Source organism: Amycolatopsis sp. MJM2582 (genome assembly GCF_000754115.1).
Classification (GTDB): domain Bacteria; phylum Actinomycetota; class Actinomycetes; order Mycobacteriales; family Pseudonocardiaceae; genus Amycolatopsis; species Amycolatopsis japonica.
Genome location: NZ_JPLW01000006.1, coordinates 676700 through 698075, shown reverse-complemented (window position 1 = coordinate 698075; position 21376 = coordinate 676700). Strand labels below are relative to the sequence as shown.

General features: G+C 69.1%; 18 protein-coding genes. 13 read left to right on the top strand and 5 right to left on the bottom strand.

Annotated elements, in window-relative coordinates:
* Window positions 1–71: 71 nt before the first annotated feature.
* The 7 genes from ED92_RS34255 to ED92_RS34225 all read left to right on the top strand — a co-directional run bounded on the left by ED92_RS34255 (window position 72) and on the right by ED92_RS34225 (window position 7607).
* Window positions 72–449 (top strand): DUF1801 domain-containing protein, encoded by a 378-nt coding sequence (locus tag ED92_RS34255; RefSeq protein WP_037345539.1) that lies wholly within the window; start codon window positions 72–74, stop codon window positions 447–449.
* 19 nt (window positions 450–468) lie between these two features.
* Window positions 469–855 carry a YchJ family protein gene (locus ED92_RS34250; RefSeq protein WP_037345536.1) on the top strand — a complete coding sequence of 129 codons (387 nt, stop codon included), beginning with the start codon at window positions 469–471 and terminating at the stop codon, window positions 853–855.
* A 122-nt stretch (window positions 856–977) separates the two neighbouring features.
* Window positions 978–4067: a CBM35 domain-containing protein gene (locus tag ED92_RS34245; RefSeq protein ID WP_200882775.1), complete on the top strand. Its 3090-nt coding sequence runs from the start codon at window positions 978–980 to the stop codon at window positions 4065–4067.
* Window positions 4068–4187: 120 nt separating this feature from the next.
* Complete coding sequence (locus ED92_RS34240) at window positions 4188–4592, top strand: helix-turn-helix transcriptional regulator (protein ID WP_198941864.1); 405 nt, start codon at window positions 4188–4190, stop codon at window positions 4590–4592.
* Between the two features lie 5 nt (window positions 4593–4597).
* Complete coding sequence (locus ED92_RS34235) at window positions 4598–4993, top strand: VOC family protein (protein WP_037345529.1); 396 nt, start codon at window positions 4598–4600, stop codon at window positions 4991–4993.
* 40 nt (window positions 4994–5033) lie between these two features.
* A complete protein-coding gene (locus ED92_RS34230; protein ID WP_081976002.1) occupies window positions 5034–6902 on the top strand; it encodes a Na+/H+ antiporter in 1869 nt (622 codons plus the stop codon).
* Between the two features lie 18 nt (window positions 6903–6920).
* On the top strand, window positions 6921–7607 hold the full coding sequence (locus ED92_RS34225) for a histidine phosphatase family protein (RefSeq protein WP_037345528.1): 687 nt from the start codon (window positions 6921–6923) through the stop codon (window positions 7605–7607).
* Here the strand turns inward: ED92_RS34225 and ED92_RS34220 are convergent.
* Together ED92_RS34220 and ED92_RS34215 are read right to left on the bottom strand one after the other, a co-directional pair.
* On the bottom strand, window positions 7570–8337 hold the full coding sequence (locus ED92_RS34220) for an ABC transporter permease (RefSeq protein WP_037345526.1): 768 nt from the start codon (window positions 8335–8337) through the stop codon (window positions 7570–7572). The two genes, ED92_RS34225 and ED92_RS34220, sit on opposite strands and share 38 nt — an antisense overlap.
* Window positions 8338–8359: 22 nt before the next feature.
* Window positions 8360–8845, bottom strand: a complete 486-nt coding sequence (locus ED92_RS34215) for an MmpS family transport accessory protein (protein WP_037345525.1) — start codon at window positions 8843–8845, stop codon at window positions 8360–8362.
* A 258-nt stretch (window positions 8846–9103) separates the two neighbouring features.
* Here ED92_RS34215 and ED92_RS34210 point away from each other — a divergent pair, with 258 nt between their 5' ends.
* A complete protein-coding gene (locus tag ED92_RS34210; protein WP_052121069.1) occupies window positions 9104–9787 on the top strand; it encodes a helix-turn-helix domain-containing protein in 684 nt (227 codons plus the stop codon).
* Here ED92_RS34210 and ED92_RS34205 read toward each other — a convergent pair.
* Window positions 9718–11241 (bottom strand): FGGY-family carbohydrate kinase, encoded by a 1524-nt coding sequence (locus tag ED92_RS34205; RefSeq protein WP_037345522.1) that lies wholly within the window; start codon window positions 11239–11241, stop codon window positions 9718–9720. The two genes, ED92_RS34210 and ED92_RS34205, sit on opposite strands and share 70 nt — an antisense overlap.
* A gap of 114 nt (window positions 11242–11355) precedes the next feature.
* Here ED92_RS34205 and ED92_RS34200 point away from each other — a divergent pair, with 114 nt between their 5' ends.
* The 3 genes from ED92_RS34200 to ED92_RS34190 all read left to right on the top strand — a co-directional run bounded on the left by ED92_RS34200 (window position 11356) and on the right by ED92_RS34190 (window position 13994).
* Window positions 11356–12336, top strand: a complete 981-nt coding sequence (locus ED92_RS34200; RefSeq protein WP_037345520.1) for a LacI family DNA-binding transcriptional regulator — start codon at window positions 11356–11358, stop codon at window positions 12334–12336.
* A 324-nt stretch (window positions 12337–12660) separates the two neighbouring features.
* Window positions 12661–13242: a hypothetical protein gene (locus ED92_RS34195; RefSeq protein ID WP_037345518.1), complete on the top strand. Its 582-nt coding sequence runs from the start codon at window positions 12661–12663 to the stop codon at window positions 13240–13242.
* A 95-nt stretch (window positions 13243–13337) separates the two neighbouring features.
* Complete coding sequence (locus ED92_RS34190; protein WP_007028108.1) at window positions 13338–13994, top strand: RES family NAD+ phosphorylase; 657 nt, start codon at window positions 13338–13340, stop codon at window positions 13992–13994.
* A gap of 76 nt (window positions 13995–14070) precedes the next feature.
* Here ED92_RS34190 and ED92_RS34185 read toward each other — a convergent pair whose 3' ends face one another.
* Window positions 14071–16032, bottom strand: coding sequence for a S9 family peptidase (locus ED92_RS34185; RefSeq protein ID WP_037345517.1), 1962 nt, complete (start codon window positions 16030–16032; stop codon window positions 14071–14073).
* A 30-nt stretch (window positions 16033–16062) separates the two neighbouring features.
* Entirely contained in the window at window positions 16063–17037 is a 975-nt protein-coding gene (locus ED92_RS34180) for a TerC/Alx family metal homeostasis membrane protein (protein ID WP_037345515.1), read from the bottom strand.
* A gap of 274 nt (window positions 17038–17311) precedes the next feature.
* Between ED92_RS34180 and ED92_RS34175 the strand changes: the two genes are divergently transcribed.
* Window positions 17312–20221, top strand: coding sequence for an alpha/beta fold hydrolase (locus ED92_RS34175; RefSeq protein WP_081975986.1), 2910 nt, complete (start codon window positions 17312–17314; stop codon window positions 20219–20221).
* Complete coding sequence (locus ED92_RS34170) at window positions 20214–21173, top strand: ABC transporter permease (RefSeq protein WP_052121043.1); 960 nt, start codon at window positions 20214–20216, stop codon at window positions 21171–21173. The genes ED92_RS34175 and ED92_RS34170 overlap by 8 nt, the downstream gene beginning before the upstream one ends.
* The last annotated feature ends 203 nt before the right edge of the window (window positions 21174–21376 follow it).

The following is a 21376-nucleotide window of genomic DNA, read 5'->3' as shown; positions in this document are numbered from 1 at the left end:
TTTTTTGTCTTGACAACTTGACCCTTCGGACGGTTTGCTGAGCGCAGCACACCGACCGAAGGGATCCAGTCATGGCCAAGTTCGCGAACGTCGACGACTACATCGCCGCTCTGCCCGAGAACCTGCGTGAAGTCGCCGTCGCGCTGCGCCCGATCGTCAATGCCGCCCTGCCGGGCTCCATCGAGGCGATGTACCACGCCTCCCCGACCTGGAGCGCCGGCGAAGCCGTCGGCAAGAACCTCGTCTGCCTGATGAAGGCGTACTCGTCGTACGTCACCTTCGCGCTTTGGAAGGGGCAGCTCGTGGACGACGAGTCCGGCAGGCTGGAGCCGAGCGCGCGGGAGATGGCGCACGTCAAGCTTCGGTCGGTCGACGACATCGACGCCGACCTCTTCGCCGGGTGGCTCAAGCAGGGCCGAGACCTCGAAAGCGCCGCGACGGCACGATGACACAATCGGCGGCGTGCCTGTGATCACCGACGATTCCCGTTGCCCCTGCGGTCTTGGCGAGCCCTACGGCGTTTGCTGCGGCCGCTTCCACCGGGGCGCCGCGACCGCGCCGACCGCCGAACTCCTGATGCGGTCGCGGTTCAGCGCGTTCGCCGTCGGCGACACCGCCTACCTCACGAAGACCTGGCATCCGAAGACGCGGCCCACCGAGCTCGAACTCGACCCGGGGCAGCGCTGGACGTTCCTCGAGATCCTCGGCAAGTCCGGCGGCGGGCTGCTGGAGAACGAGGGCACCGTGGAGTTCCGGGCCCACTACCGCCAGGATCGCCGGGCGGACAGCATGCACGAGAACAGCCACTTCGTCCGCGTCGACGGGCAGTGGCTGTACGTGGCGCCCGTCGGCTGAGTCCGGTGCAAGGGTCTGTTCCCCGCGCGAAGTGACGGCTACTATCTCCCCCAACATTGTTAGGGAACTTTCTTAACGATTTCCGCCCAGGTCCGCCGCCGTGTGCCCGAGGAGGCGCGCTCGTGAGTTTTCGGCAGAAGAGAACCCGGATCCCGTTACTGGCCATGACCGTCACCGCGCTGGCCGCCGCGGTCTGCGGGGTGACCACCGCCCCCGTCGCCACCGGCGCGGAGGTGACCGCCCCACTGTCCGTCGGTGCCGCCGGCGACGCCACCCCGATCCCCGGCTTCGTGATCCAGTCTTCGGCGCAGGTCAGCGATGATTCGGCGGTGTCGAAGCCGGGCTTCCCCACCGCCGGCTGGTACCCGGTGTCGTCGCGTTCGACGGTCTACGCCGGATTGCTGCAGAACGGCAAGTACGCCGACCCGTTCTATTCGACGAACATGAAGAACGTCCCGACCGCGCAGTTCGCGGTGCCGTGGTGGTACCGCACGGATCTGAACGTCGAGGACACCTCGAAGCGCACGTACCTCGACTTCAGTGGCGTGCTCTCCAAGGCCGACGTCTGGGTCAACGGCACCCGGATCGCGACGAAGGACCAGGTCAACGGCGCCTACACCCGCCACGACCTGGACATCACCGAGCACGTGCGCCAGGGCGTCAACAGCGTCGCGTTCAAGGTCTACCCCAACGACCCCAACAACGACCTCTCGATGGGCTGGATCGACTGGGCACAGACCCCGCCGGACCAGAACATGGGCATCGTGCGCGACGTCCTCGTCCGGCGCGGCGGCCCGGTCGCGCTGCGCAGCGCCCACGTCGTCCAGAAGCTGAACTCGTCGCTCGACCACGCCGACCTCACGGTGAAGGCCGACGTCCGCAACGACTCGGCGGGCGCGGTGCAGACCACCGTCGCCGGCACGGTCGCGGGCAAGCCGGTCAGCCAGACCGTCTCGCTGGCCGCGAAGGAACGCAAGACCGTCACCTTCCCCATCGTCGGTCTCGACAAGCCCAATCTGTGGTGGCCCGCCGGAATGGGCGGACAGCACCGGTACGAACTCGACCTCACCGCGAGTGTCGGCGGCACGCCGTCGGACGCCTCGAAGTCGAAGTTCGGTGTCCGCGACGTCAAGGCGCCGCTGAACTCCAGCGGCGCGCGGCAGTACAGCGTCAACGGCAAACCGCTGCTGATCCGCGGTGGCGGCTACACGCCGGACCTGTTCCTGCGCTGGAACGAGACCGCGGCGGCCGACAAGCTCAAGTACGTCCTGAACCTCGGGCTCAACACCGTCCGGCTGGAAGGCCATATCGAACCGGACGAGTTCTTCGACCTCGCCGACGACCTCGGCGTGCTGACCATGCCCGGCTGGGAATGCTGCGACAAGTGGGAAGGCCAGGTCAACGGCGAGGAGAAGGGCGAGCCGTGGGTCGAGTCGGACTACCCGATCGCCAAGGCGTCGATGTTCTCCGAGGCCGAGCGCCTGCGTGACCACCCGAGCGTCATCTCGTTCCACATCGGCTCCGACTTCGCGCCGGACAAGCGGATCGAGCAGGGCTACCTCGACGCGATGAAGGCCGCCGACTTCCTGCCGCCGGTCATCCCGTCCGCGTCGAAGCGGCCGTCCCCGATCACGGGTGCTTCGGGGATGAAGATGAACGGTCCGTACGACTACGTCCCGCCGGTCTACTGGTACGACAAGTCGCAAAAGGAGCGCGGCGGCGCGTGGAGCTTCAACTCCGAGACCAGTGCGGGCGTCGACATCCCGACGATGGACACGTTGAAGCGGATGATGTCGGCCGGTGAGCTGGAAACGATGTGGAAGGATCCGTCGGCCGCGCAGTACCACCGCTCGTCCTCGGACACCTTCGGGAACCTGAAGCTGTTCGGGAACGCGCTCACCAAGCGCTACGGCGCACCCGCCGACCTGAACGACTTCGTGCGGAAGGCGCAGCTCGCGCAGTACGAGAACGTCCGCGCCGAATTCGAGTCGCACTCGCGCAACTACACCGACTCGACCAACCCGTCGACCGGGTTGATCTACTGGATGCTCAACAGCCCGTGGACCTCGCTGCACTGGCAGCTGTTCGACGCCTACATGGACCAGAACGGCGCCTACTACGGGGCGAAGAAGGCCAACGAGCCGCTGCACATCCAGTACTCGCACGACAATCGCTCGGTCGTGGTGATCAACCAGACGTCGAACGCGGTGAGCGGGCTGACGGCGACCACGAAGCTGTACAACCTCGACGGCACCGAGAAGTACAGCAACACCAAGACCGGGCTGTCGGTCGGCGCGCTGGGCGCCAAGGCCACCGCGGTCACTGTCCCGGCGGTGAGCGGGCTGTCGAGCACCTACCTCGCGAAGCTCGTCCTCACCGACTCGTCCGGCAAGGAGGTCAGCCGCAACGTGTACTGGCTCTCCACCAAGGCCGACACGCTGAACTGGGGCGGCAGCGACTGGTACTACACACCCCAGTCGGGCTACGCGGATCTGACCGGGCTGAAGAACCTCGGCCAGTCCGCCGTCAGCGCGACGGCGAAGTCGGTCGCCGGCGCCGACGGCACCACCACGACCACCGTGACGCTGAAGAACACCTCGGGCGGCAAGCTCCCGGCGTTCTACGTCGACTCGAAGGTCGTGGACGCCGCGGGCAAGCCGGTGCTGCCGGTGGAGTGGAACGACAACGCGGTGAGCCTCTGGCCGGGTGAAACGACCACGCTGACCGCGAAGTACCGCACGGCCGACCTCAAGGGCTCCAAGCCTTCGGTGCGGGTCACGGGCTGGAACACCGGGACGCAGACCGTTCCGGCCGACGGCTCCGCCCCGAGCGACCCGGTCGATTACCAGGCGGAGGACGCCACGATCGACCAGGGCGCGGTGGAGTCCAACCACGCCGGGTTCACCGGCACCGGGTTCGTCAACTACGACAACGTGGCGGGCAGCTCGGTCGAGTGGACGGTGAACGTGCCCGCCGCGGGCACCTACGACGTCGTCGTCCGGTACGCCAACGGCACGACGGCGAACCGGCCGCTCGACTTCTCCGTCAACGGCTCGATCAGCGCGTCCGGTGTCGGCTTCGGCGGCACCGGGGCTTGGCCGAACTGGACGACGAGGACCGTCAAGGTGACGTTGGCGGCGGGAGTCAACAAGATCAAGGCCGTCGCCACCACGGCGAACGGCGGTCCCAACGTCGACAAGATCACCCTCTAGTCCGGGAGTCGCCTGAGAAGGCCCCCTTCGCCGCCCGGCGAAGGGGGCCTTTCGGCGTCTGGCGTGGGTTACGCTTTCCGGGTGACCGGCAAACCCGACCCGCGCCTGCGGGATCTCGCGATGCTGCGCCGCGTCCGCGACCGGATCGATCGCGACTACGCGCAGCCCTTGGACGTCGAAGCCCTGGCGCGCGGCGTGCACGTCTCCGCCGGGCATCTGAGCCGCGAGTTCCGGGCCGCGTACGGCGAATCGCCCTACAGCTATCTGATGACCCGCCGGATCGAGCGGGCCATGATGCTGTTGCGGCGCGGGGACATGTCGGTCACCGAGGTCTGCTTCGACGTCGGTTTCTCGTCGCTGGGCACGTTCAGCACGCGGTTCTCCGAACTGGTCGGCATCTCGCCGAGCGCGTACCGCAAGCAGGCCGCGGAAGACGGCCGGGGCATGCCCGGCTGCGTCGTCAAACAGGTCATGCGACCGATCAGGAATCGAGAAGCGACGCCGCCGCGCGCCGACCTACCTTGAGTCGTATGACCCTCTCGATTCAGGCGTCCTACCTCCCCGCGGACGATCTCGGGGCTTCGGTTTCCTTCTATCGCGACATCCTGGGCTTCGAAGTGCGGGACGAGGGCCCGCTCCAGGCCACGGTCGGCCCGCCGGGGCAGCCGGGGACGTCGCTCGTGCTCCGGCCGCTCGCGGCCGATCAGGAGCTCACCGACGAGGAGCGCGCGACGATCGCCGAACTGATGGCCAAGGGCGTCCACGGGATCATCGTGCTGTCCACCCCCGACCTGATCGACACCTTCGACCGTATCCAGGCGACGGGTGCCGACGTCGTCCAGGAACCGGTCCGGCAGTCCTACGGCGCCTTCGACTGCTCTTTCCGCGATCCGGCGGGCAATCTGGTGCGTTTCGAAGAGCGGTAGCCGGGCCTCGGTGCGCGCGCCCTGAGCCTCCCGGGTGATGATGAGCGGCGTGGAGATCGCGGTAGAACTCGTGGCACTGGTGGTGGCCGTCCTCCTGGTCACCGCCGCGGCGCGGAAACTCGACTGGTCGGCGCCGCTGTGCCTGATCGCGGTCGGGGTCGTCGCCTCGTACGTGCCGGGCGTCCCGGAGTACGAACTGGACCCGGAGGTCGTGCTGCTGGGGTTGCTGCCCCCGCTGCTGTACGCCACCGCGATCCGCACGTCGCTCATCGACTTCCGCCGCAACCGCGGGCCGATCCTGCTGTTGTCGGTGGGGCTCGTCATCTTCACCACGGCCGCGGTCGGGGTCGTGGCGTGGCTGGTGATCCCCGGTCTGCCGCTGGCCGCCGGGCTCGCGATCGGCGCGGTGGTCGCGCCCCCGGACGCGGTCGCGGCCACCGCCGTCGCCCGCAAGGTCGGGATGCCGCGCAAGCTGACCCGGCTGCTGGAGGGCGAAAGCCTGTTCAACGACGCGGCCGCGCTGGTCGCGTTGCGGACCGCCATCGCGGCCATCGCGGGTTCGGTGAGCCTGCTGCAGGTCGGCGGTGATTTCCTGCTGGCCGCGGGCGGCGGCCTGGTGATCGGGTTCGCCGTGGGCGCGCTCGCCGCGCTGATCCGCACCCGGCTCGAGGATCCGGTCACCGACACCGCGCTTTCCCTGGTGGTGCCGTTCGTCGCCTATCTGGCCGCCGAGGCGATCCACGGTTCCGGCGTGATCTCCGTGGTCGTCGCGGGACTGATCCTCGGGCACAAGGCACCGAGCATGCTTTCGGGCCGCTCGCGGCTGGCCAGCAGGCTGAACTGGCAGACCATCCAGTTCCTGCTGGAGAACATCGTCTTCCTGCTGATCGGGCTGCAGGTCCGCCGGATCATGACCGAGGTCGGCGACAGCGGGCTGACCGCGCTGGAACTGATCCTGATCTGCGCCGCCACGCTGGCCGCCACGATCGTCACCCGGATCGTCTGGATGGCGGGGATCGGCCTGGCGCGCCGGGTGTTCCGCCGTCACGCCTGGCCGTGGCGGTACTCGGCCGTGATCGCCTGGGCGGGGATGCGCGGCGTCGTCACCCTCGCGGCGGCGTTCGTGCTGCCGGCCGACACCCCCCAGCGGGCCGTGCTGGTGCTGGTCGCGTTCGTGGTGGTGGCGGGAACACTGCTGCTGCACGGGACGACGCTGCCGGTGCTGGTCCGCCGCCTGAAACTGCCGCCGCCCGATCCGGCCGAGGACGCGCTGCAGGAGGCGGCCGTGCTCCACGACATGACCAGGGCCGCGCTCGAAGAGCTGGAGAAGATCCGGACCCCCGAGGATCCGGAGGACATCGTCGAGCGGCTGCGCAGCCGGCTCCAGCACCGCTCGGACTCGGCGTGGGAGGAACTCGGCAGGCAGAGCGCGCTGACCGAAACACCGAGCGACGCGTACCGGCGGCTGCGGCTGAGGCTGCTCGAAGTCGAACGCGAGAAGTTCCTGGAGGCGCGCGACTCCGGAATGGCCGATGATGATGTCCTGCGCCGGATCCTCGAACGCCTCGACATCGAGGAATCCATGCTGGACAGGGAGGAGGAGACCGTGCCGGACTCCGATCGGGAACTGCGCACCCCCGCCGCGACGGCGGGATCGTGCAAACATCTGACCAAGAACTGGCCGCCGGTCGAGCCCAGCTCCCCCGACGTGTGCGCCGTCTGCGTCGAGAACGGGATGACCTGGGTGCACCTGCGTGAATGCGTCAAATGCGGGAACGTCGCCTGCTGCGACTCCTCGCCGGGTAAACACGCGACCGAACATTTCCACGACACCCTGCATCCGGTGATGCGCAGCCACGAGCCCGGCGAGACGTGGCGCTGGTGTTTCGTGGACAAACAGCTCGGCTAGCTCGGTAGGGTCCGGGGTATGAGTACCCCTGAGCAGGAAGTCGAATACCGCCAGCACCGGTTCTCACCTCCGCCGGGCGCGACCGAGATCTTCCTTGTCCGCCACGGTGAATCCGCTCCGGCGAAGGGCGACAACCCGTTCGAACTCGTCGACGGGCAGGCCGATCCGGATCTCGCGCCGGAGGGCAGGGACCACGCCGAGCGGGTGGGCCGCCGCCTCGCGGACGAGCGGATTTCCGCGCTGTACGTGACGACGCTGCGCCGGACGCCGCAGACCGCGGCACCGCTGGCGGCGAAGCTCGGGCTCACCCCGGAGGTCGAGCCGGACCTGCGGGAGATCCACCTCGGAGACTGGGAGAACGGCCTCTTCCGGCGCTACACCCACGAAGGTCATCCGATCGTCGAAGAGCTGTGGCGCGAACAGCGCTGGGACGTCATCCCCGGCGCGGAGACGATGGAGTCGTTCGGCGGGCGGATCAAGGCGGCCATCGGCAGGCTCGCGGCGGCCAACCCGGACCGCAGGATCGCCGTGTTCACCCACGGCGGTGTCATCGGCGAGGTCTTCGCTCAGGCGAGCGGCGCGAAGAACCGGTTCGCCTTCCTCGGCGCGGACAACGGCTCGATCTCCCATCTGGTGGTGTCGGGTGAGAACTGGATGGTGCGGCGGTTCAACGACACGTCGCATCTTCAGTCGCCTTTCGGCTGATCCGGCCCGCCGCGACCAGGTGCACGACGACGAGGACCGCGACCGCCTCGGCGGCCAGCAGCCCGATCAGCACGAGCACCTGCGTCACCCCGGCCTGCACCGGCCCGGCGCCACCGAGGAGGACACCGACGTAGGCGCCGGGCAAGGTCACCAGGCCGACGGTCCGGGTCTGGTCGAGCGCGGGGATCAGCGCATGCCCCGCCGAGGGACGGCAGATCTCCAGCGCGGCCGGACGGGGAAGGAAACCCAGTGCCAGCGCGGCTTCGTACTCGCCGTGCCGGGTCACGAGTTCGTCCAGGGCCCGCCTCGCCGCCTGTGAGGTCGCGGACATCGCGCCGCCGATGACGATCCCGGCGATCGGCACGACGGCGATGGGCCGCCACGGCACCACCCCGGTCGCGAGCACGAGCGTCAGCACCGGGACCACCCCGGACGCGATGGCGAGCGCGACCCACGCGAGATCCTTCGTCACGCCGATCCTCCGTGCGGAGGTGACCGCCGCGATGGTGAACATCAGCAGCACGAAACCGCCGGTCAGCCAGCCCGATTTCAGGATCCCGACGATCACCAGCGACACGGCGGCGAGCTGGACGACGGCGCGCGCGGCCGCGAACAGCACCGCCTTGCCCTGCCCCAGCCGCCCGAATTGCACCACCGCCGCGCCGAAGATCGCCAGCACGGCCAAGACCACGGCGAGCACCGGGCCGAACTCGATCGCACCATCCGTCACCCGGATGATCCTGCCGCAGGGATCAGGACGTGCAGGTCACCGGCGCGCCAGGCGCGGGGGCGGTGCGGTCGCTGACGACCTCGCCGTCGACGAGGATCCGGCACCGCAACGCGCCGCTGCCCGAACCCTGCGCGGAGACGCTGTAGAACTCGTCGCGGCCTTCCTGGCTCTCGCGCTCGAAGGTGGTGCTCCACGGCGTCAGCACGTCGGTCTTCTGCAGGAGTTCGGAACCCTGCGCGACATAGGTGACGTTCTGGGCGCCCTTCGCGCCGGAAAGTTCGTAGACGACCGAGTGGATCACGGTGCGCACGGCGGCCGCGGCCTGCTCGACCCGCGGCGCGGGCGGGCTCTGCACCGGGCGCGAAGCCTTCGGCAGCATGTAACTGGTCAGAGTGACGGCGACGGCCACCACCCCGAGCACGACCACGACGGTCCCCAGCGGCTTCAGCCTGCCGGGGGCACCCTGCTCCGGCGCCGATGCCGGAGGGGTCGCGGTGGGAACACCCATGGAGAGGTCTTCTCTCGTCCGAGCGCACTTCCGTCGAGTGCGTCGACTACTTCTCGCTCGAAGGTGACTCCGCGTTAGCCGTTACCGGGAAGAAACCCGATATTCACCCTTTTGGGTGTCCCAGTGAGTGGAGAGTGCCTGGTCATGGGGCGATCGGCGTAAACACAGTGAGCCGAATAGCTCACTTTGAGTGACACCGCCTCAATCGACGAGCCCCGTGTCGGACGCGGCCTGATTCTGTCGTGGCCCCGGGGCATCATGACAACCGTGTATCGGGAGACGACGGCGCCCGGCCTGGACGACGTGGTGCGCTGCCTGTGGGAGGAAGCGGGCGGAGCGCCGAAGCGGATCGTGCCCGACTGCTGCGTGGACCTCGTGGAATGCGGCGGCGAGGTCTTCGTCGCCGGGCCGGACACGGCGCCCTGGACCTGGGAGACCGGCGAACGGGCACGCGGCGTTCGGTTCGTCCCGGGCAGGGCCGGCGAGGTCCTGGGGCTCGGCGCCGACGAGTTGCGTGATCAGCGTGTCCCCCTCGCCGAGCTCTGGGGCAAGGAAGGCGAACTGCTGGCCGAGCAGGTGCTCTCCGGCGCCGCTTCGCTGACCGACGTCGTCGCGCGGCGCCGTGCCGGACGGGCCGACCGGGAGGTCTCGGAGCTGATCGCCAGGCTGGACGACGGGCCGCCCAGGGTGTCCGCCGCGTTGGCTCCGTTCACCACCGGGGAGCGGCAGCTGCGGCGGCGGTTCACCCTCGCGGTGGGCTACGGTCCGGCGACCTACCTGCGGGTCAGCCGGTTCCAGCGCGCCATCGGTCTCGCGGGATCAGCCCCGGATCTCGCCTCGCTGGCGTTCTCGGCGGGCTACGCCGACCAAGCTCACTTGAGCCGGGATTGCCGGGAGTTCTCCGGGCTGAAGGCGAGCGAGTTCTTCCGCGCCAAGAAGTGAGCGATGTCCACTGTGGACTCGTACAGCGCGCGGTAATGCGGATAGAACTCGTCGTAGACGTCGGCGTCCGCGCCCGGACGGACGATTCCGGCGACGGGGTTCCAGGCTTCGACATCCGGTTCCCGGCCCAGGGCGACGGACGCGAGAACGGCGTTCCCGAACGCTGCCCCGATGGTCTCCGCGGGGATCTCCTGGTCGATCCGAGCGACGTCGCTGACGATCCGGGTCCACACACCGCCTTGTGTCCCACCGCCGACGGCGACGAAGCGGCCCGTGCCGCCACCGGCCTCCCGCATGGCTTCCAGGTTGTGCCGCACCCCGTACGCCGTTCCTTCCAGCGCCGCACGGTACAGCTCGGCACGATCGTGGGAAGTGGTGAGCCCGGCGATAACGCCCCTCGCGTCCGGATCCGGCACCGGTGTCCGTTCTCCCGCGAAGTACGGCAGCATCAGCAATCCGCGACTGCCCGCCGGGACCTCGCCCGCCGCCGCGGCCAGTTCGCCGAACTCGCCGCCGAAGAGCTCTCGCAGCCAGTCGGTGATCGCACCGGACGTCGCCATCCCCGCCGCGAGCGAATAGGTACCGGGGAAAGCGCCGCGGGTCGTCCACAACCCCTGGCCGGGGCGCGGATCGGACAGCATCTGGACCAGGAACATCGTGGTGCCGTACATGAGCATCGTGTCGCCGGGCGCGGTGACCCCGACGCTGGTCGCCTCGGCCCAGGCGTCCACCGTGCCCGCCGTCACCGGGATCCCTTGCGGCAGGCCGGTTTCCGCCGCCGCCTCGGCGGTGACCGAGCCGACCACCTCGGTCGGCCACGCGAGCCTGGGCAGTTCGATGCCGGGGGCGATCGCGGCGACCCGGTCGGCCGCCCAGCGGGCCTCGCGCAGGTCGTACATCGGATCGCATTGGCTCGCGGAATGATGATCGAGGACGTACTCGCCGGTCAGGCGCAGGACGAGGAACGAACTCGCCATCAAGAAGAGCTTCGCCCGTTCGAACACGTCCGGCTCGTTCTTGGCCAGCCAGCGCCATTTCGGCCCGACGGCCTGCGAGCCGAGCGCGCTCCCGCCGCGTTCCACAATGGATTCTTCGCCGAATTCCCGGTTCAATTCGCGGATTTCGTCGAATGCACGGGTGTCGACGCCGTAAAGGATCGCGGGACGCAACGGTTTCCCGGAAGCGTCGGCGGGTAGCAGCACCGGCCCGATCCCGCTGACCGACACCCCGATGATGGGATGATCCTCCGCGCCCGCCGAAAGCTCTCTCGCCAGCGAGAGGAAGTCTTGCCACCACACGGTTTCCGCGTCGTGTTCGAACCAGCCGGGACGGGGCCTGGAGGTCTCGTGCGGCCGGGAAGCCCGCGCCACCACGGCGCCCCGGGAATCGACGAGGACACCTTTGGAACTCGAAGTGCCGATGTCGATGCCGAGCACCAGGCCCGGTTCCCCCACGACCCCTCCGAACTCCTCAGCGCGAGTAGCGCGATCAGCGGATGGTAACGATTGTCGGTCAAGCTATTCTTCCCGTGCGAAGGTGTCAATACACCTGCAGAAGGGGAGGTCACGGTGGCCACCATCAACGACGTGGCGGCGAAGGCCGGGGTCTCGACGGCGACCGTGTCGAGGACGCTGAACGGGAAGTCCACTGTGGACCCGGTACTCGCGGCACGGGTGCAGGCCGCCGCCGCGGAATTGGGCTATCACCCGAACGGTCTCGCGAGGAATCTGCGCCGTCAGGAGACCGCGGTCCTCGCGCTCATCATCTCCGACGTGGAGAACCCCTTCTTCACCGCGATCGCCCGGGGCGTGGAGGACATCGCGCAGACCGCGGGCTACTCGGTGGTGTTGTGCAACGCCGACGACAACGAGGAGAAGGAGCGGCGCTACATCGACGTCGCCCTCCAGGAGCGGGTCGCCGGCGTGGTGCTCTCCCCCACCGGCCGGGCCACCAACGTCGACCGGCTGACCGAACGCGGTACGCCCGTGGTCGCCGTCGACCGGCCGCTGCTGGAGAACACCGGCGACCAGGTGCTGGTCGACACCCGGCTCGCCGCCCGCGACGCGACCCGGCACCTGCTCGACGGCGGCTACCGGCGGGTCGCCTGCGTCAGCGGGCCGCCCGGGGTGCGCACGGCCGAGGACCGGCTGGCCGGCTACACCGACGCCGTCGGCGAGGGGAACGCGCTCACCCGGCGGGCCGAGTTCCGCGCCGAGGGCGGCAGGCTCGCCGCGCTCAGCCTGCTCGACGAGCCCGAACCGCCGGACGCACTGCTGATCGGCAACAGCACGATGGCGATCGGCGTCCTGGAGGCACTGGCCTCACGCGGTCTGCGATCGGGACAGGACATCGGGATCGTGTCGTTCGACGACGCGCCGTGGACGACGCTGATCGATCCCCCGCTGACGGTGGTCGCGCAGCCCGCGAACGAGGTGGGCCGGGTCGCCGCCGAACTGCTGCTCGCCCGCATCGGCGACAGCACGCGCAAGGCCACGACGACCACACTGCAGGCGAAGCTGATCGTGCGCCGGAGCTCACGTCGCGACTGACCCGAGTGCACGACGTGCCTGGGCGACCGGTTCGCACCGGCCGCCCAGGAACGCCCCACCCCCTTGTTCCCCCAAGCCGGCCCCACACCAGCCGGGTTCTCCGAAGCGGTGGGAAGAAATCGTTTACCTTTCGGACGGTAAATTCCCGCTTACGACCTGTCAAGCCGAAGTCCTGGACAAGCTCGCCCGTTCCGGGCACACTATGGCGATATTCCCTACTGCACGTGTTGGATTCCGTGCGCTCTGTGTTCATCTCTGGTGAATTCACCCACGAAATCGAGATGAGACCGCACGAACCCGCACAGACGCGTTACCCTGGGCGCTATGTCGATAGCGCTCGAGAACGTTCTCGCCAAGGCGGGCCTGAAGGTCGACGCCAACGAGTTCCTGAACCTCGTCGAGGACGCGGCGCGGAGGCTGACCCCACCGAACCCCGACCCGTCGCACTACTTCTCGGCGGACCAGCGGGCCGCACTCACCGACGTCGGCCTGGACCTCTCCCCTCGTGGCGAGGACGAGCCGGACTTCCGTGCCCGGACGGTCGCCGCGCACGCCGTGCTCGCCGATTCGGCGCTCAGCGTGCTGGAAGCGGCGAAAACGCTGGGCGTGGACGACAGCCGTATCCGGCACCGCCTGAAGGAGGGCAGGCTCACCGGCTGGAAGGACCAGGGCTGGCGACTGCCCGCCTGGCAGTTCGCCGGCTCCGGGGTGCTGCCCGGTCTGGAGGTCGTGCTGCGTGCCGTCCCCGAGGACCAGCCCGCCCTCGTCGTCGCCGCGTTCATGAGCACCCCGCAGGCCGATCTGGTGATCAACGAGCATCCCGCCACCCCGCGTCAATGGCTTCTCTCCGGCGGCGATCCCGAGCACGTCGCGAGACTGGTGGCCACGCTGGGCTCGCCGTTCTGAGATCCTTGCCCGACGACGGAATTTCAGTCGGGGGTAGGCCGTAGGCTGACCCCACCGAGCAAGATCACCCGACAAGGACGGACGACTCCCGAGGTATGGCCCGGCTCCCCCTGCCGCCCGCACGCTCTGTCCTGGTCAAGGAGCTGCACCGCACCAACGACGTGGTGACGGTGCACCCCGGCACCAGGCTGGTCAGGATCTTCACCGCGCACGGCAACCACCCCCAGCAGTGGAATTCGTTCCGCTACAGCGGCCCGCTCCCGCACGGCCGCTTCGACCCGCAGACCCCCGGTCGCGGCGGTCGCCCGGTCACCGACCCCGGCAACGGCGTCCTGTACTTCGGGCTCACCGTGCGCACCAGCATCGCGGAGGTCTTCCAGACCACGTCGACGGTCGACCGCAAATCCCGCGGCCCTCGGCTGGTGGTCGTCCGGCCGACCCGCACGCTGCGGCTGCTCGACCTCGCCGGCCTGTGGCCGACGCGTGTCGGCGCCTCGCAGGAGATCTCCAGCGGCCCGAAGAAGATCACCCAGGCCTGGGCCCGCGCCATCCGCGCCGCGTTCGGCGACCTCGACGGTGTCTGGTACCGGTCGTCCATGGACTCCGGCGGCCCCGCGCTCGCGCTGTGGGACCCGCCCGCCGGGAACTCGCTGCCGGTCGCACCCGACGTGCTGCTCCCCCTGGACCATCCTGGGCTGGACGTCCCGCTGGGCCGGGTCTGCGAAGAGCTGAACTACACGCTCCTGAGCTGACCGATGCCATGAAAGGTCCTTTCCTTGCGAAATTTGCAAGGAAAGGACCTTTCATGGCATCCGGTGACCCGAGAGATCAGAGGTGGCGGCCCCACCACTCAAGCACGGCGTCGAACCGCTGCACCCGGTGCCGGGGCAGCCCCGAGCGCGTGAGTTCGTGTCCCTCGCCGGGGAACAGCAGGAACTCGGCCGCGACGCCGTTCTGCCGCAAGGCCACGTACATCCGCTGCGCCTGCTCCAGCGGGCAGCGCCAGTCCTGCTCGGAGTGCACGACCATGAACGGGATGTCGATCTTCCCCGCGTAGGTCAACGGGCTGCGCTTGCGCTGCTCCTCGGGGTCGTCACCGACGTAACCGCCGGCGAAGAACCAGCCGATGTCGGAACTGCCGACGAACGAGTCCCAGGCGTTGACCGCGCGCTCGCTCCACGCGGCGCGGAACCGGCCGCCGTGGTGCGCGGCGAGCCAGCTGGTCATGAAGCCGCCGTACGAGCCGCCCATCACACCGACACGATCACTGTCCAGGTTGGGTAGTTTGAGCGCTTCGTCCAGCAAGGCCAGCAGATCGTCCGCGTCCACCGTGCCGAAACCGTGGACGATGCTCCGGCCGTGGCTCTCGCCGTAGCCGGCGGAACCGCGCGGGTTCCCCAGTACGACGGCGTAGCCCGCGGCGGCGAGCACCTGCGCCTCGTCGAAGACCTTCCATTCGTACGGCGCGAACGGTCCACCGTGGACCATCAAGACCACCGGATGCGGCCCGTCGCCCTCGGGCCGGACGATCCAGCCGTGGACCGGATAGCCGTCGGGAGCGATCGTTTCCAGCTCCTCCAGCGGCAGGATCCCGGTGTCCCGCAACGCCTTCGAGTAGTCGGTGAGCACACGCGGCTCGCCGTCCGACAGCAGGACGACGTCGCCGGAACTCTCGGGCGTGCCGATCACCGCGACGATCCGGTCGCCGTCGACGGCGAAGGTCTTCACCACGGTGCGCTCGCCCGCCAGGTGCCGCAACGACTTCAGCTCGGCCAGTTCGGCGTCGAGGGGGACGGCGCGCAGTTCGGCGGCGCCGCGGGTGCGGACCACGACGACGACCTCGTCGCCGACGACGACCGGAGCGCTCGCCGCGTTGTCGCAGTCCACCGTCTCGACGTCGGTCAGCCGCCGCGGGGCGGACGGCTCGGCGCCGGAGGGCCACGGCGCCTGCCAGAGCCCGGTGTTGCGGGCGATCTCCTCCTGGCCGGAGAACTCGGTGCCGTAGAAGAGGATCGAACCGTCCGGCGCGACGACCGGGCGGTCCGCCGTGCCCAGTGACCGGACCAGCAGCCGGGGTTCGCCACCGCCCGCGGGTACGGCGTAGACGTCCGAGCGGACGGTGTCTTCGGCGGCCCAGTCACGCGGGGCGGTGAACAGGACGTGCTCGCCGTCGTCCGTCCACGAAGGATGGTCGACGTCGGCCCGGTCGTCGGTCAGCGGCGTGAGCTCGGCGGGTGTTTCCTCGTCCAGCGCGGCCGCGGTGTCCACGACGAACAGACGTTGTGGACGGTCGTTGAGGAAACCGGCGTCGTCGACGCGGTAGAAGAGGTTCTTGATGTGCCGCGGCGCTTCTTCACCCGGCTCCGGCGTTTCGCCGTCCGCGTTCTCGGTGCCGTAGCGGCCGGCTTCCGGCACTCGGGCGACGAAGGCGACGCGGCGGGAGTCCGGCGCCCAGACCGGCGCACCCGCGCCGAGGGGGAGATCGGTGATCCGCTTCGCGTCGCCGCCGGCCGCGGGCATCACGTGCAGCTGCGGTTTGGCCGCACGCCCGGAGCCCTCTCCCGCCCGGAGGAACGCGACCCACCGGCCGTCCGGCGAGACGGCGGGTGCGGAGTCCTTGGCCCCGTGGGTCCAGGGCCCTTCCCCGCCACCACCCAGGTCGACCCTGCGCAGGCCGGAGCGGTAGCTGTTCGTCTTCAGATCAGGCCTGCTCACCGCGGTGAGCAGCAGGTCGCCGTGCAGCGCGAGGATGCCGGGGACCGTCAGGGCTTCGATGTCAACGGGACGCACGGCCCCGACGGTACCCGATCCTTAGCAGCTCTAACTACTGATTGAAGACTCCTGCTCAGCGGCTTCCAGCTTCTTCGCCTTCGCGAGGCTGGCCAGCGTCGTCACGGTCAGGACCACGACGATGACACCCAGGGAGACCCAGTTGTTGATGTCCAGCCAGTCCGGGACGACGTGGTACTCGTGCAGCGCGTGCAGGAACAGCTTGGCGCCGATGAAGGCGAGGATCACCGCGAGGCCGTAGGACAGGTACACCAGCTTGGTGACCAGGCCACCGAGCAGGAAGTACAGCTGGCGCAGGCCCATCAGCGCGAACGCGTTGGCGGTGAAGACCAGGAAGGCCTCCTGCGTGATGCCGAAGATGGCGGGGATCGAGTCGACGGCGAACAGCAGGTCCGCGCTGCCGATGGCGACGATCACCAGGAACATCGGGGTGATCCAGCGCTTGCCGTCCTTCTTCACGAAGGACTTGTGGCCGTGCCACTCCTCGGTGACCGGGAAGAGCTTGCGCACCCAGCGGGTGAGGGCGTTCTCCTCGTACTCCTCTTCTTCGTCCTTGTTGCGGACCATGCTGATCGCGGTCCAGATGAGGACGGCGCCGAAGAGGAAGAAGACCCAGACGAACTGCGCGATCAGCGCGGCGCCCACGGCGATGAACACGCTGCGCATGGCGAGCGCGAGCAGGATGCCGATCAGCAGCACGCGGTGCTGGTGGATCGCGGGCACCTTGAACGACGTCATGATGATCATGAAGATGAACAGGTTGTCCACGCTCAGCGAGTACTCGGTGATGTACCCGGTGAAGAACTGGACCCCGGGGTCGTGTCCGGCGAAGACCCAGACGCCGATGCCGAAGGCGACGGCCACCGCGACGTAGAAGACGACCCACCTGGCGGCTTCGCCGGTGGTGACCTCATGTGGCTTGCGATCGACGATGACCAGGTCGAGTGCGATCAGCGCGAGCAGACCGCCGACCGTGGCGATCCATAGCCACAGGGGAACAGACATGTAACCAACCCTCCGGATAGTGCACAGCAGCAACTAACCGGAGGTCTCTTCCGCCGGTGCGAAACCGGCCGACGGTGCCGGGGGCCCGCGAAGGCCACCGTGCTGACGACACCGCCGCGAAGGAATACTCCCCTCACAGCTGGTCCAGTTTGACCTGTCTGTACGCATGACGCCAGTTAAGGTTGCCCTTGTCACCAAGATGATGGCGTAACTCCCGTCACACCCCGCTCACTTGTGTGGTCCGTGTGTGCCGGGAGAGCGACTCTCAGGTTCGGTGAAATACGGTCATTCCGTGCCCCGAATCCCGCTCCCTCGCACGCGAGGCGCGAAACTCACCGCGCTCGCCGCGGTCGTGGTGGTCCTGGCCGCCGCGGCCGTCGTGTGGACGAACAGCGAGCCCGCCCCGTCCGCTGTCGAAACCCAGGACGCGACCCTCGATCTGCCCGAAACCCCCGGCTCGGCCGAGGTCGTCAAGATCGACACGACCACGTATCTGCCCGAGCGGACCCCGGCTCCGGCCGTGCTGCTCGCCCACGGTTTCGGCGGTGACAAGAACAGCGTCGCCACCGAAGCCCGCGAACTCGCCGACAAGGGCTTCGTCGTGCTGACCTGGTCCGCGCGCGGTTTCGGCCGCAGCACCGGGAAGATCGCGCTGAACGACCCCGACCGCGAGGTCGCCGACGCCCGGAAGCTGATCGACACCCTGGCCGCGCGGCCCGAGGTCCTCAGCGAGAACGGCGACCCGAAGGTGGCCGTCTCCGGTGCTTCGTACGGCGGCGCGCTTTCCCTCCTGCTCGCCGGGACGGACAAGCGGGTCGACGCGATCGCGCCGGTGATCACCTACAACGACCTCGCCCAGGGGCTCTTCCCGAACGCCGCCGCCCCGGCCGCGCCGACCGCCACGACCCCGGCCGCCGGCGCGTTCACCGCGGACGGCGTCTTCAAGAAGTCCTGGGCCGGCATCTTCTTCTCGGCCGGTTCCGGCGCGGCGCAGACCGGCTCCCCCGCCAACGACGCGCCCGAAGCCGGTGACGAGACGAGCGAATCCGGTGCGGCACAGGGAACGGGCGCGGCAGGGGCCGCGGCGCAGTCGCTGCCGCTCGGCGGCCCGAACGGACAACGCCCGCCGTCCGGCCCCGCCGACCCTTGTGGACGGTTCACCGCCGAGGTCTGCCAGGCCTACACCGAACTCGCCACCACCGGGAAGGCGAGTCAGAAGACCGTGGACCTGCTCCGCCGGGTCTCCCCCGCGTCCGTGACGGACAAGATCACCGTGCCGACGCTGCTGGTGCAGGGCGAAAGCGACACTCTGTTCGGCTTGGACCAGTCCGACGCGACCGCCCGGCAGATCTCCGCCGCGGGCGGCAAGGTCCGCACGATCTGGTACACCGGCGGCCACGACGGCGGGAAGCCCGGGCAGAAACTGCGCGCGCAGATCGCGGACTTCCTCAAGTTCTCCCTCACCGGGCAGGGCACCGACCCTGGCACCGGGTTCAGCTACGACATCCAGGGCACGCTGCGAGCCAACGGCGCCCCCTCGGTCCGGACCGTCAGCGCCCCGGCGTACCCGGGAGCGACCGGCGACGCCACCGAGCGACGGCAGTTCACTTTGGCCGGTCCGGCGCAGCCCGTCGTCCGGCCCGCGGGCGGCAACCCCGCCGCGGTGAGCGGGATCCCCGGATTGAACGGCGCGGTGGCAGGCTCGTCGCGGCTTTCCGGGCTGTTCAGCCTGGACCCGCCGGGGCAGGCCGCGCAGTTCGCGACACCGCCGCTCGACGCGCAGACGATCGCGGCCGGTTCCTCGACGGTCCGGCTGCAGGTCTCCGCGGATCCGTCCGCCGCCGCTCCGCAGAAGGAAGCGGTCCTGTTCGCGAAGCTCTACGACGTCAACTCGGAAGGTATCCGCACGCTTCCGGCCAATGCCGTCGCCCCGTTCCGCGTCTCCGGCCTGCCCGCCGACGGCAGCCCGGTCGAGGTGACGGTGACCCTGCCGGGCATCGTGCGGCCGTTGGAAGCCGGGCACACGCTCCGACTGGTCGTCGGCACGACGGACCAGGCGTTCGCGACGCCGGTCGAGCCCGCGGTGTTCCGCATCGGACTGGCCGACGGTGGACGGCTCGCCGTCCCGGTCGTCCACGGCAACTCCGTCGGCGCGGGCGCGCCCACCGCGCAGCTGCTCGGGATCGCCGGGACACTGCTCGCCGGTATCGCGATCACGGTGATCGCCGCGTTCCGCCGCCGTCGCGCGCACGACGTCGACGAGAGCCTGGCGAAGACGCCGCTGGTGATCGAAGGGCTGCGAAAGGCCTACGCGGGCGGGTTCGTCGCGGTGAAGGATCTGTCGTTCCGGGTCGAACCCGGCCAGGTGCTCGGCCTGCTCGGACCGAACGGCGCGGGCAAGACGACGACCCTGCGCATGCTGATGGGGCTCATCACGCCGACCGCGGGCACCATCCGGGTATTCGGCCATCTGATCGCGCCCGGCGCGCCGGTGCTGTCCCGGATCGGGTCCTTTGTGGAGGGTTCGGGCTTCCTTCCGCACTTGTCCGGCAAGGAGAACCTGGAGCTGTACTGGGCGAGCACGGGCCGCCCGGAGGACAAGGCGCATTTCGCCGAAGCACTGGAGATCGCCGGGCTCGGCGACGCGGTGAACCGGCGGGTCCGCACCTACAGCCAGGGCATGCGGCAGCGGCTCGCGATCGCCCAGGCGATGCTCGGCCTGCCGGAGCTCATGGTGCTCGACGAACCGACCAACGGGCTCGACCCGCCACAGATCCACCAGATGCGCGAGGTGCTCCAGCGCTACGCGGCGACCGGGCGCACCGTGGTGGTGTCGAGCCACCTGCTGGCCGAGGTCGAGCAGACCTGTACGCACGTGGTCGTGATGCACCGCGGCATGCTGGTCGCCTCGGGTGAGGTCGGCGAACTGGCCGCGTCCAGCGGCGAGGCGACGTTCCGCGTCGACAAGCCCGCCGAAGCGGCCGAAGCGCTGCGAAAGGTCGGCGGCGTTTCCGGCGTCGACGTCGACGGGGAACTGGTCCACGCGGATCTCGACGGTCTCGCGCGCGCCGAGGCGGTCGCCGTCCTGGTGCGTGCCGGCGTCGCGGTCGAGCAGGCCGGGCCGCGGCGGCGGCTGGAAGACGCGTTCCTGCAGCTGGTCGGAGAGGACTCGAAGGGTGAGTAAGACCAATGGTTCCGGCCCGGCGACCCGGGCGGATCACGGCGTGCACACCGATCCGGCGGCACTGCTGGAGCTGACCGAAGTCGCGTCACACGAACCGACCGAGGTCGGCCCGGACGGGGCGGTGGCGGGCTACCGCGCCGACCGGACGCTGCGGCTGGGCGTCGAACTGAAACGGCAGCTCAAACGGCGGCGGACCCAGCTGATGCTGGGGTTCGTCGCGCTGCTGCCGTTCATCCTGGTGATCGCGTTCGAGATCGGGCAGGCCAACCCGAACCGCCGCAGCGGCGGGTTCGTCGACCTCGCCACCGCGAGCGCGCCGAACTTCGTGGTGCTCGCGCTGTTCGTGTCCGGGACGTTCCTGCTGCCGATGATCGTGGCATTGTTCTACGGCGACACGATCGCGAGCGAGGCGTCGTGGTCGAGCCTGAAATACCTGCTCGCGATGCCGGTCCCCCGGCATCGGGTACTGCGGCAGAAGGCGATCGTCTCCGGCATCCTCTCCGCGGTCGCGCTGATCCTGTTGCCGCTGGTGTCATTGGTGGTCGGCGTCATCTGGTACGGCGCGGGCGACGCGATCAGCCCGACCGGGGACGCGGTGTCGTTCGGCGACAGCCTCGTCGCGATGGGGCTGGCGACGATCTACATCATCCTGCAGCTGGCGTGGGTGGCCGGGCTGGCGATGCTGCTCTCGGTCGCCACCGACGCCCCGCTGGGTGCCGTCGGCGGTGCGGTGATCGTCGCGATCGTCTCGCAGATCCTCGACCAGATCACCGCGCTCGAAGGGCTGCGGGACTATCTGCCGACGCATTTCGCGTTCTCGTGGATGGATCTGATCTCGACCGACATCGACTGGACGAACATGGCCAACGGCATGTTGTCGGCGGCGTTGTACGGCACGGTGTTCTTCCTTCTCGCCGGCCGCCGGTTCGCGACGAAGGACATCACCAGCTGAGAGCGTTTTCGCACTGAACAAACGACCGGGGTCCACCGGGAAGACGAAATCCTCTTCCCTGGTGGGCCCCGGTTTTCACTGGCCGTGGCGACCTTCACCCATTAGCGCCGGTAACCGGTGTTTCATGCGCATGAGAACATCGGTTTTCCGATCATCGACTCATTGGGTGAAAAGTTCCCATTCACCTTCGCCGGACCTCCGGG

Coding starts and splice junctions, on each gene's coding strand:
- ED92_RS34255 (WP_037345539.1), top strand. CDS start 72: ATGGCCAAGTTCGCGAACGTCGACGACTACATCGCCGCTCTGCCCGAG.
- ED92_RS34240 (WP_198941864.1), top strand. CDS start 4,188: ATGCTGCGCCGCGTCCGCGACCGGATCGATCGCGACTACGCGCAGCCC.
- ED92_RS34235 (WP_037345529.1), top strand. CDS start 4,598: ATGACCCTCTCGATTCAGGCGTCCTACCTCCCCGCGGACGATCTCGGG.
- ED92_RS34230 (WP_081976002.1), top strand. CDS start 5,034: ATGAGCGGCGTGGAGATCGCGGTAGAACTCGTGGCACTGGTGGTGGCC.
- ED92_RS34225 (WP_037345528.1), top strand. CDS start 6,921: ATGAGTACCCCTGAGCAGGAAGTCGAATACCGCCAGCACCGGTTCTCA.
- ED92_RS34215 (WP_037345525.1), bottom strand. CDS start 8,845: ATGGGTGTTCCCACCGCGACCCCTCCGGCATCGGCGCCGGAGCAGGGT.
- ED92_RS34210 (WP_052121069.1), top strand. CDS start 9,104: ATGACAACCGTGTATCGGGAGACGACGGCGCCCGGCCTGGACGACGTG.
- ED92_RS34195 (WP_037345518.1), top strand. CDS start 12,661: ATGTCGATAGCGCTCGAGAACGTTCTCGCCAAGGCGGGCCTGAAGGTC.
- ED92_RS34190 (WP_007028108.1), top strand. CDS start 13,338: ATGGCCCGGCTCCCCCTGCCGCCCGCACGCTCTGTCCTGGTCAAGGAG.
- ED92_RS34180 (WP_037345515.1), bottom strand. CDS start 17,037: ATGTCTGTTCCCCTGTGGCTATGGATCGCCACGGTCGGCGGTCTGCTC.